The 10,348-nt window shown below is 75.5% G+C and carries 6 protein-coding genes; all 6 read left to right on the plus strand.

Annotation, left to right across the window (positions count from 1 at the left end; all coding sequences use genetic code 11):
- Positions 1-22: 22 nt before the first annotated feature.
- From ABT129_RS26920 to ABT129_RS26945, 6 genes are read left to right on the plus strand one after another with little or no spacing between them, the layout of a single operon-like run.
- Positions 23-1,066 carry a beta-ketoacyl-[acyl-carrier-protein] synthase family protein gene (locus tag ABT129_RS26920; RefSeq protein ID WP_502981923.1) on the plus strand — a complete coding sequence of 348 codons (1,044 nt, stop codon included), beginning with the start codon at positions 23-25 and terminating at the stop codon, positions 1,064-1,066.
- A complete protein-coding gene (locus tag ABT129_RS26925) occupies positions 1,063-1,344 on the plus strand; it encodes an acyl carrier protein (RefSeq protein WP_351906740.1) in 282 nt (93 codons plus the stop codon). Before ABT129_RS26920 ends, ABT129_RS26925 begins: the two co-directional genes overlap by 4 nt.
- Complete coding sequence (locus tag ABT129_RS26930) at positions 1,328-2,482, plus strand: acyl-CoA dehydrogenase family protein (RefSeq protein ID WP_351906743.1); 1,155 nt, start codon at positions 1,328-1,330, stop codon at positions 2,480-2,482. The genes ABT129_RS26925 and ABT129_RS26930 overlap by 17 nt, the downstream gene beginning before the upstream one ends.
- Positions 2,479-3,630 carry an HAD-IIIC family phosphatase gene (locus tag ABT129_RS26935; protein ID WP_351906746.1) on the plus strand — a complete coding sequence of 384 codons (1,152 nt, stop codon included), beginning with the start codon at positions 2,479-2,481 and terminating at the stop codon, positions 3,628-3,630. The genes ABT129_RS26930 and ABT129_RS26935 overlap by 4 nt, the downstream gene beginning before the upstream one ends.
- Positions 3,631-3,641: 11 nt before the next feature.
- Positions 3,642-5,585: a non-ribosomal peptide synthetase gene (locus ABT129_RS26940; protein WP_351906749.1), complete on the plus strand. Its 1,944-nt coding sequence runs from the start codon at positions 3,642-3,644 to the stop codon at positions 5,583-5,585.
- A 16-nt stretch (positions 5,586-5,601) separates the two neighbouring features.
- On the plus strand, positions 5,602-10,311 hold the full coding sequence (locus ABT129_RS26945) for a condensation domain-containing protein (RefSeq protein WP_351906752.1): 4,710 nt from the start codon (positions 5,602-5,604) through the stop codon (positions 10,309-10,311).
- The last annotated feature ends 37 nt before the right edge of the window (positions 10,312-10,348 follow it).

The following is a 10,348-nucleotide window of genomic DNA, read 5'->3' on the forward strand; positions in this document are numbered from 1 at the left end:
GCGTCGAACGCTGGGAGCGCACATGGGCGCCGAGGGAACGTTCCGCACCACCGCACCGAAGATCGCGATCGACGCCGTGGGCCGGTACCTCCCGGACCGCGCCCGGCCCGTCGCGGACCTCCCCGAACTCGCCGGACTCGACGAGGCCGAGCGCCTCACCTGCCTCGGACTCGGCATCGACACCGTGGCCGTCGACGACGGACTCACCGCCCACGACCTCGCCGAACGGGCCGCCCGCTCCGCCCTGGAGACCGCCGGGCTCCCGGCCGCCGCACTCGGCGCGCTGATCCTGGTCGAGCCCCGCGCACCGGAGACCCTGATCAGCTCGGACGCCACCCGGCTCCAGCACGCGCTGGGCGCCGAGGCGGCGCTCACCTTCTCGGTCGGCGGACTCGGCTGCGTCTCCTCCACCCCGGCCCTGCTCACGGCCCGCGGCCTGCTGGCCGCCGACCCCGGCCTCGGCCCCGTGCTCGTCGTCCACGGCAGCAAGCCCGCCGCCGAGCGGCGCTACCGCCACCCGGTGACCGTCAACGGCGACAGCGGCCTGGCGCTCCTGCTGGGCCACCCCCACGCCGAGGCGCCGTTCCACCTCCTCGACCTCGTCCAGCACACCAACGGCCGCTACTGGGACCTCTTCGGCCTGGAGTACCGCGACCGCCCCACCGCACAGTGGCGCGAGAAGTGCGCGGACCCGCCCGGCTACTCCTTCCGGCTGGCCATGGAGACCAGGAACCGCCTCGCCGAACTGGTCGCGGAGCTCCTCGCGCGCAACGGACTCACCCGCGCCGACATCGCCGGCTACGTCAGCCAGAACCTCTCGGCCGGCGGCCTGGCGTTCACCGAGGAGTCCCTGGACATCACGCTGCTGCCGTCCTGCCGGGACAACCTCCGCGGCCTCGGACACCTCGGCGCCAACGACACCTTCCTGAACCTCTCCACGGCCCTGGCCCGCAAGGAACTGGCCGAGGGCGACCTGGCCGTCCTCATCAACGTGAGCCCGGTGGCGGCGTGGAGCGTCCTGCTGGTCGAGATGGGTCCGCGGCGCGGACCGGGGAGCATCGCATGAGCCGTGAACCCGCCGGGACGACCGAGGAGATCACCCGGTTCCTGACCGAAGCGCTCCGCAGGGCCGTCGGACCCGACGACGACTACTTCGCCCTCGGGCTCGTCGACTCGCTGTTCGCCCTGGAGCTCGTCACCTACGTCGAGGACCGGTTCTCGCTGACCGTCGAGGTCGAGGACCTCGACCTCGACAGCTTCCGCACCGCGCGCCGCCTCACCGCCTTCGTCCACGCCAAGACGGGCAGCGCCGACCCGACCCCGGTCCATGCCGGCGACAGCTGAGGCGGCCGGCGCGACCGGGACCTCGCCCCTGGTCGCCGCCGCCGCCGAACTGGCCGCCACCGTGCGGGAAGCCGCGAGCCGCTGGGACACGGACGGCCGGGTCCCGCCGGACGTCCCGCGCACCCTCGCCGCCGCCGGTCTGCTCGCCGCGGACCTGCCCGCCCACCACGGCGGACGCGACCTGACACCGGGCGAACTCGGCGAGGTCGCCGCCCACCTCGGCGGGGTCTGCAGCGCCCTGCGCGGCCTGCTCACCGTCCAGTCGATGGTCGCCGCCGCGCTGCTGCGCTGGGGGACCCGCGCCCAACGCGCCGACTGGCTGCCGCTCCTGGCCGACGGCACCCTCACCGCGGGGTTCGCGGCCACCGAGGACGGCGCGGGCAGCGCGCTCGGCGAGGTGGCGACGGTGATCGAGGAGTCCGGCGACGGACTCCTCGTGACCGGCCGCAAGAAATGGGTCACGTTCGGGCAGTCCGCCGACCTCCTGCTCGTCCTCGGCCGCCACCGGGGCGGGCTCACCACCGTCCTCGTCGAGACCGACCGCCCCGGAGTACGCCGGGAGCCCGTCAGCGGCCAGCTCGGCATGCGCGCGGCCGGGATCGCCCACGTCACCCTCGACGCCGTCCGGGTCCCGGCCGGCCACCGGATCGCCCCGCCCGGCGCCGGTCTCTCGCACGTCGCCGCGACCGCCCTCGACCACGGCCGCTACACGGTCGCCTGGGGCTGCGTCGGCATGGCGGAGGCGTGTGTCGCCGACGCCGCCGCGCACGCCGCCGCCCGCGTCCAGGGCGGCGTGCCCCTCGGCCGCCACCAGTCCGTCGGCGCCCTCCTGGCCAGGACGGCGGTACGGACGGCCGCCGCGCGCGAACTCGCCGCACGCGCGGGCCGCGCGCGCACCCGCGGACCGGGGCACGGCGTCACCGAGACGATCGTGGCGAAGTACGCGGCCGCCGAAGCCTCTGCCAGGGCCGGCCGGGACGCCGTACAGATCCTCGGCTCCGCGGGCATCGCGCCGGACAGCCGCGCCGGACGGCACTACCGGGACGCCAAGGTCATGGAGATCATCGAAGGAGCCCAGGAAGTGGCCGAATCCCACATCGCCGAACAGCTCTTACGCCGGTTCGGAGCGGTCGTATGACGGCCCCCGAGGTGACGGCTTCCGAGGTGACGGCCCCCCAGGAGCTGCCCACCGTCAAATGCCTGGTCTGGGACCTGGACGACACGCTCTGGGACGGCGTCGTCCTGGAGGGCGACGACCCCCCGCTCTTCCCGCACACCGAGCGGACCCTCAAGACCCTCGACTCCCGCGGCATCCTGCACGCCGCCGTCAGCCGCGGCGACCACGACGTCGCCACCGCCCACCTCGACGCCACCGGGCTCGGTGAGTGGTTCTGCGCGGCGCGGATCGGCTGGGGCGACAAGTCGACCGCCGTACGGCGCATCGCCGAGACCCTCAACATCGGCCTCGACACCATCGCGTTCGTCGACAACGACCCCGTCGAACGGGCCGAGGTCGCCGCCGCGCTGCCGATGGTCCGCTGCTACCCCGCCGACCTCGCCGCGCACCTCCCCGCCCGCCCCGAGTTCCGTCCCGCGCACGTCACCGCCGAGGCGGCCGGCCGCCGCGAGCTCTACCGCACCGAGTGGCGCCGCCGGCAGGCCGAGGAGGAGGCCGGCGGCGACCGGCGGGCGTTCCTCGCCTCGCTCGGCCTCGTCATGGAGATCGCCCCGGCCACCGAGGACGACCTCGCGCGGGCCAGCGAACTGACCGTACGGACCCACCAGCTCAACAGCACCGGCCTGATCTACGGCGAGGAGGAACTGCGCCGCCTCAGCACCGCGCCCGACCACCAGGTCCGGCTGGCCCGGCTCAGGGACCGGTTCGGCGACTACGGCATCGTCGGCCTCTCCGTCACCGAACTCACCCCGACGGAATCGGTGCTGCGCCTGATGCTGATGTCCTGCCGGGTCGCCTCCCGGGGCGCCGGGGAACTGATGCTGGCCCACCTCGTCCGGCAGGCCCGCGCCGAAGGCCGCCGTCCCGTCACCCACTTCGTACCGACCGCCGTGAACCGCACCATGCTCGTCACCCTGCGGTTCGCCGGATACGCGCCCGTCACGGCGGAACCGGGCGACGCGGCGACGGTCGGGGCGGCGGAACCGGCCGACGCGGCGGCGGTCGGGGCAGGTCCGGGCGGGCGGGCGCCGATGGTCCTCGAAGTGCCGGCCGACCACCCGGTCCGCGAACCCGGCAGCCACGTCCGACTGCTCGTCCGCGACGCATGAGGGAGGCCGACGTGACCGCCGAGAAGGCCGGCACGGCCGCCGACCGGGCCGCGGTGGGCGGGGCCGCGCCCCAGACGCCGTCGCTGCTCGACGCGTTCCTCGCGCAGGCCGACCGCACCCCGCTCGCCACCGCCCTCGTCATCGGCGACACCTCGTTGGGCTACCGCGAACTCGCCGACGCCTCCGCCGGCCTCGCCGAACGGCTGCGCACCGCCGGCGCCCGCCCCGGGACCACGGTGTGCGTCCGGCTCGAACAGAGCGCCGTCGCCGTCGTCGCCGTCCTCGCGGCGCTCCGGGTCGGAGCGGCCTGGGCCGCGCTGGAGCCGGACCTCCCCGAGGCCCGGCTGCGCGCCCTCCTGAACGACACCGCGTGCGCCGTCGTCATCGGCGGCCGGGACGACCCGGGCCCGGCCCGCCTCGACGACGCACCGCCCCTCCTGGCCGTCGAGGACCTCGACCTCACCGCCCTGGCCGAGGCCGGAGCCCGCGCGGCCACGGGACCGGCGGCGCCCCCGATCCCGGAGAGCGCCCCCGCCTACCTCATCTACACCTCGGGATCCAGCGGCCCGCCCAAGGGCGTCGTGGTGAGCCGCGGCCAGCTCGCGGACTCCGTCCGCCCGCGCGGCGCCGTCTACGGCACCGGCCCCTCGGTGTTCCTGATGGCCATGCGCCTGTCCTTCGACGGCATGCTCGCCGGCATGTTCTGGTCGTTCTCCCACGGCCACACCCTGCTGCTGCCGACCGCCCGCGAACTCCGGCTCGCCCCCGAGTTCGCCCGGCTCGCCCACCGCCACCGGGCGACCCACCTCGTCGTCGTGCCGTCCTACTACCGGCTGCTGCTCTCCGGCCCCGGACGGCTCCCGGACAGCCTCCGGGTGGTCGTCGTCGCCGGCGAGGTCTGCACGCCCGAGCTGGTCGCGAGCCATCGCGCGCGGCTGCCCGACGCCCGGCTGGTCAACGAGTACGGGCCCACCGAGACCGTCGTCTCCTGCACCGTGGAGGACCGGCCCGACCCCGCGGCGGAGCGCGTACCCATCGGCCGGCCGTGGCCCGGCGCCACCGCCCACGTCCTGGACGACAGGCTGCGCGAGGTGGCCACCGGCGAGCAGGGCGAGCTGTACATCGGCGGAGCCTTCGTCGCCCTCGGCTACGCCCGCGCGCCCGGGACCACGGCGGAACGGTTCGTCGCCTCCCCGTTCGGCCCCGCCGGAGCCCGGATGTACCGCACCGGGGACCTCGCCCACCGGGACGCGAACGGCGCGCTGCACTACCGCGGCCGGACCGACCAGCAGGTGAAGATCCGGGGCGCCCGCGTCGAACTCGGGGACGTCGAAGCCGCCCTCGAAGCCCATCCGGCGGTCGACCAGGCCGTCGTGATCTGTACGCGGACCGAGGGCGGCGAACCGATGCTGACCGCGTTCGTCACCCCCGCGCCGGGGCACACCGCCCCCGAGCCCCGCGAACTGCGCCGGCACTGCCGCTTCCACCTCGTCGAACAGGCGCTCCCGACCCGGTTCGTCCCGCTGGACCGGATGTCGCTCACCTCCACCGGCAAGGCCGACCGCAGGTCGCTCGCCGCCCTCGTACCCCCCGTCACCGGGGAGCCGGCCCCCCGGCCGGAGGGCGAGGACGGCCCGGCGGGAGGAGCGGACGACCGGACCGTCCTGCGACGCGCCGTCCGGGACATCTGGGCCGATGTCCTGGGGCACGACGACGCGGGTCCCGAGGACAACTTCTTCGGGGCCGGCGGCAACTCGCTCAAGGTCATCGAGCTGTACAGCGCACTCGACGAACGGTGGCCCGGAGCGGTGCGCGTCGGAGAGCTCTTCGACCTCACCACCATCGCGGCCCAGGCCCGCGCCCTCGAAGAACGGACCGCCGCCGCCCCCGGCGCCGCCGGCCCGCCGTCCCCGCCGGCGGCCGCCCGCCCCGCCCCGGTCGCCTACGAGCTGTGACGAAGGAGAGTTCCGCGTGAAGGCGCAGACAACCGGTGCCGCCCCGGGCGGCATCGCGGTCATCGGCATCGCGACACGACTGCCCGAGGCGGCCGACCTCGCCACCCTGCGCGCGAACCTGCGCGCCGGGCGGGACTCCGTACGGCCGGTCCCCGCGGAGCGCATCGCCTCCACCGGCCTCGACCCGGAACCCGACTACCCGGACATGGGCTACCTGGACCGGATCGACCTCTTCGACCACGAGCGGTTCGGCCTCTCCCGGTACGAGGCGGAGGTCACCGACCCCCAGCACCGCCTGGCCCTGCACCTCACCCAGGAGGCGCTGGAGAACGCCGGATACACCCCCGCGGCCCTGCGCGACAGCCGGACGGCGGTGGTGTTCAGCTCGCCCGGCAACGGCTACCTGCCGTTCGTCAGCGAACCCGGCACCCTCAGCCTGATGGGCAACATGCCCTTCGCGCTGCCCGCCCGCGTCGCCCACCTCTTCGCCCTCACCGGCCCCTGCTACGGCGTCGACACCGGGTGCAACGGATCGCTCGTCGCCGTCCACCAGGGCTGCCGCGAACTCAGGGACGGGGAGGCGGACTACGCCGTCGTCGGCGGCGTCAGCCTGCGCCACGTCATCGCCCCGGCGTCAGCGGCCGTCGACTTCCCCGGCATCGCCTCGCCCACCGCCCGCTCCCGGGCCTTCGACGCGGCGGCGGACGGCGCGGGCGCCGGCGAGGGCGGCGCGGTCCTGCTGCTCACGACCCTCGAAAGGGCCCTGGACGAGGGCGCGTACGTCCACGCGGTGATCCGGGGCACCGCCACCGCGCACAACGGCCGCCACTCCGCCACCATCGCCACCCCCAGCGCCCGCGCCCAGGCCGACGTCATCACCCGGGCCTGGGACCGGGCCGGTCTCGACATCGGCACGGCCGGCTACCTGGAGGCGCACGGCTCGGGCACCCGGCTGGGCGACGCCGTCGAGGTGGAGGGGCTGGCCCTCGCCCGGCGGGGGACGGACGGGCCCCTCCCGATCGGCTCCCTGAAGACCAACCTCGGTCACCTCGACCACGCGGCCGGGATCGCCGGACTGGTCAAGGCGATCCTCAGCGTGCGGCACGCGGAGCTCTACCCCTCCCTGCACTTCCGGGAGGCCGCGCCGGAGGTGGACCTCACCGGGGCAGGGCTGGAGGTGGTGACCGCGCTGCGCCCGTGGCGGACCACCGGGCCGCGGCGGGCGGGCGTCAGCTCCTTCAGCCTCGGAGGGGTCAACGCGCACTGCGTGGTCGAGGAGCCGCCCGCGGTCCCCGCCGCCCCCTCGGCCGGAGCGGCCCGGGTGATCGGCGTGTCGGGCCGCACCGAGGCCGATCTGTACGAGGTGTGCGAGCGGCTCTCGGTCGCGCTCCGCTCCGGCGACCTCGCGCTCGACGACGTCGCCCACACGCTGAACTCGGGCCGGGAGCACCACCCCTTCCGGGTGGGCGTGGTGGCCGACCGCACCCGGCACCTGGCGGCCGAACTGGCGGCGGCGGTGACCTGGCGCGCGGGAGCCTCGGGGCCCGTCACGTCCACGGCGTCCGCGCGGCCCCGTGTCGTGCTTCTGCTGTCCGGTGACGCGCAACCGCCCGCCGGGATCACCGAGCCGTCCCCGCTCCCCGCCGCCCTGCGGGTGCCGGCCGCTCACGCCGACGCCGTACGGGGTCAGCTGGCCGCCCACGCCGCGCTCCTCCGGGCGGGGATCGCCCCGGACGGGCTGATCAGCTCCGGCCTCTCCCGCTACGCGGTCCGCCACCTCAACGGCACGTTCACCGACGAGGACGCCAGGGACCTCGCGAGCGGCGACGTCACCGCCCCGCCGCTGAGCCCGGACCGGCTGCGGGCCGCCGCCGACGAACAGCTCGCCCTCGGGCCGGTCGTGTTCGTGGAGCTGGGGGGCCGGGGCGAGCTGAGCGACCTGCTGACGGAGCACCTCGCCGACCGGCCCGGAGCCGAGGTGCTCACGGCGGGAGCCGCGACGGACGGCGTGCTCGGGGTCCTCGCCCGGCTGTACGAGCTGGGCCACGACCCCGACTGGGACGCACAGACCCCGGACGCCCGACGCGTTCCGCTGCCGGGCCAGCCGTTCCGCGGCGTGCCCTGCTGGGCGCGGCGGCCGGGGGAGACGTTCAGGGCCAGGACGGAGACCCTCGCGGAGGCGAGGACGGAGACGGTGACAGGGACGGAGGCCCGGTCCAAGGCCCAGACGGAGACACGGACCGAGGCCCGGCCCGAGGCGCGGACGACTGCCGCGATACCCGTCGCCGAGACACCTGCCGCGCCTCCGCCCGCGCCGCCCGCCGCGCCGACCCGACGGGCCGCACCCGTGTCCGCGCCGCCCGCGCCGTCGGCCGTACCTCCCGCGCCCACTCCGCCCGCCGCACCCGCCTCACCCCCCGTACCCACTCCACCCACTCCACCCGCCCCGCTCTCCCCGGTCGAAGCGTCCCCCGCCGCGGATTCCCCGCCCGACGTGCTGCCCTGGCTCCGGGAGACGCTGGCCGAGCTGCTCTACGCGGACGCCGTCGCTCCCGGCGACGACTACTTCGCCCTCGGCGGGAACTCGATCATCGCCCTGCTCCTCCTCAAGCGGGTCGAGCAGCGCTACGGAGTCGAGTTGCGCATGATCGACGTCTACGACCACCCGGCCGTCGCCGATCTGGCCGCCGCCGTGGAGGCCCGACGAGCGGCGCCCCCGGCCACGGACCGGGTCGCCACCACGGACCGGGTCCCCACCCCGGCCGAGGTCACGGCCTCCGAGCCGGTGCGGGCGGCCCCGCCCCGGCAGGGCGAGGACGTCCTCCCGCCGATCCGGCGCTCCGACGCCCGCGTGCTCTCGTACGGGCAGGAGCGCATGTGGTTCCACCACCAGCTCGACCCGGGCACCACGCTCTACAACCTCCCCGGCGCCTCCCGTCACCGCGGCCCGATCGACCCGAGGGCCATGCGTCTCGCCTGGGAGGACCTGGCCGAGCGCCACGAGGCGCTGAGGTCCAACTTCGTCTCCGTCGACGGCCGCGCGCGGCTCTCCGTCCGCCCCGAGCTGGGTGACTTCTTCCGCTACGAGGACCTGACGGGGCGGCCCGACGCGGAGCGGACGGCCCGCGAGATCATCCGTACCGAGTCCCAGCGCTCCCTCGACGTGGAACGCGACCCGCTGGTCCGGGTCACCCTGATCCGTCTCGCCCCCGACGACCACCTCTTCTGCTGGCTGACCCATCACGCGGTCAACGACGGCTGGGCGCCGCAGATCCTGATGCGCGAGCTGATGGAGTTCTACGAGGCCCGCCGCGAAGGCCGGGTGCACCGGTTCGAGCCGCTGCCCGTGCAGTACCGCGACTACGCCCACTGGCAGCGCGAGCTGATGGAGCGGGGGCTGCTCGACGGCCAGCTGCGGTACTGGAGGGAACGGCTCGCCGAGCCCCCGGTGCTGGCGCTGCCCACCGACCGCCCGCGCGCCGCCCGGATGGACTTCGCGGGCGCCGCCCACGGCCTGACCATTCCGCCCGCCCTGGTCGACCGGCTCCGCGCGGTCGGCGTGGAGGAGTCCGCCACGCTCTTCTCGGTGCTGCTCACCGGGCTCAGCATGACCCTGTCCCGGTGGTCGGGCCAGGACGACATCGTGGTCGGCACCCCCACCATCGGGCGCACCCGTCCCGAACTGTGGGGCCTGCTCGGCTTCTTCAACAACACGATCGCGCTGCGCTCGGACCTGTCGGGCGACCCGGAGTTCCGCACGCTGCTGCGGCGGGTACGCACCGACGTCATCGAGGGGCTGGAGAACCAGGAGATCCCCTTCGACGCCGTCGTCCGCGAAGTGGCCCCCGAGCGTGACCCGGCGCGCAACCCGATCTTCGACGTCATGTACGTCCACCAGACGCTGCCGCCGCACTTCGTCTTCGGCGAGAGCCTGTTCGGGCCGGCCGTGGACGAGGAGGGCGGGCCCCTGTTCCCGGGGCTTCCGCCGGGCACGTCCAAGTTCGACCTGTCGGTGGTCGTCGGGGAGCGGGCCGGCGCCGACGACCTGGACGTGGTGGTGGAGTACAGCACCCACCTGTTCGACCGGAGCACGATCGCGGCACTGACGCAGTCGTGGGTCGATCTGCTGTGGGCCGCGACGGAGGACCTGGACGCCCCGCTCTCCGTACTGCCGGGCCGTCCGGCCGCGCGCGGGTCCGACCTCCTGGCCGGGCTGCGCCCCTTCGAACCGCCGACCGACCGGCCGCGGCCCCAGGGGGGCGGCGCCGGTACGACGGCCCTGCACGAGGTCATCCTGCCGGGAGGCCCGGCACCGGGACTCGGCGCGGCCGGGCTGCTGGCCGCCCTCGTCACCCTGCTCACCGACCGTGCCGAGTCCGACGCGCTGCTCCTCGGGCTCGTGCGGCCCGCCGGGCCGCCGCTCGCCCTGCGGGTGGAGGTGGCGGACGAGCCGTCCCTGACGGAGCTGACCGCCCGGATCGCCCGGCTGTGCGCGGAGGCGGAGGCGACCCCGCCCGCCGGGGGGCCGCGGTCGTTCGACGTCACCGCCGATCCGTACGGCACCGGTGGCCGGGTCGACGGCCCCGCCCCCGACCTGCACTGGAGCCTCGGCGACGACGGGGTCACCGTCGAGTACCGCACCGAACTGTTCGACGAGGGGACGGTGGTGGCCCTCGCCGACGACCTCGTCGCCCTGGCGCGCGCCGTCGCCGCGTCCGCCGCATGACACCACGAGCGCGCACCGACCGGGAAGGAACCCCCCA

Source organism: Streptomyces sp. NPDC002057 (assembly GCF_040296665.1).
GTDB lineage: Bacteria > Actinomycetota > Actinomycetes > Streptomycetales > Streptomycetaceae > Streptomyces.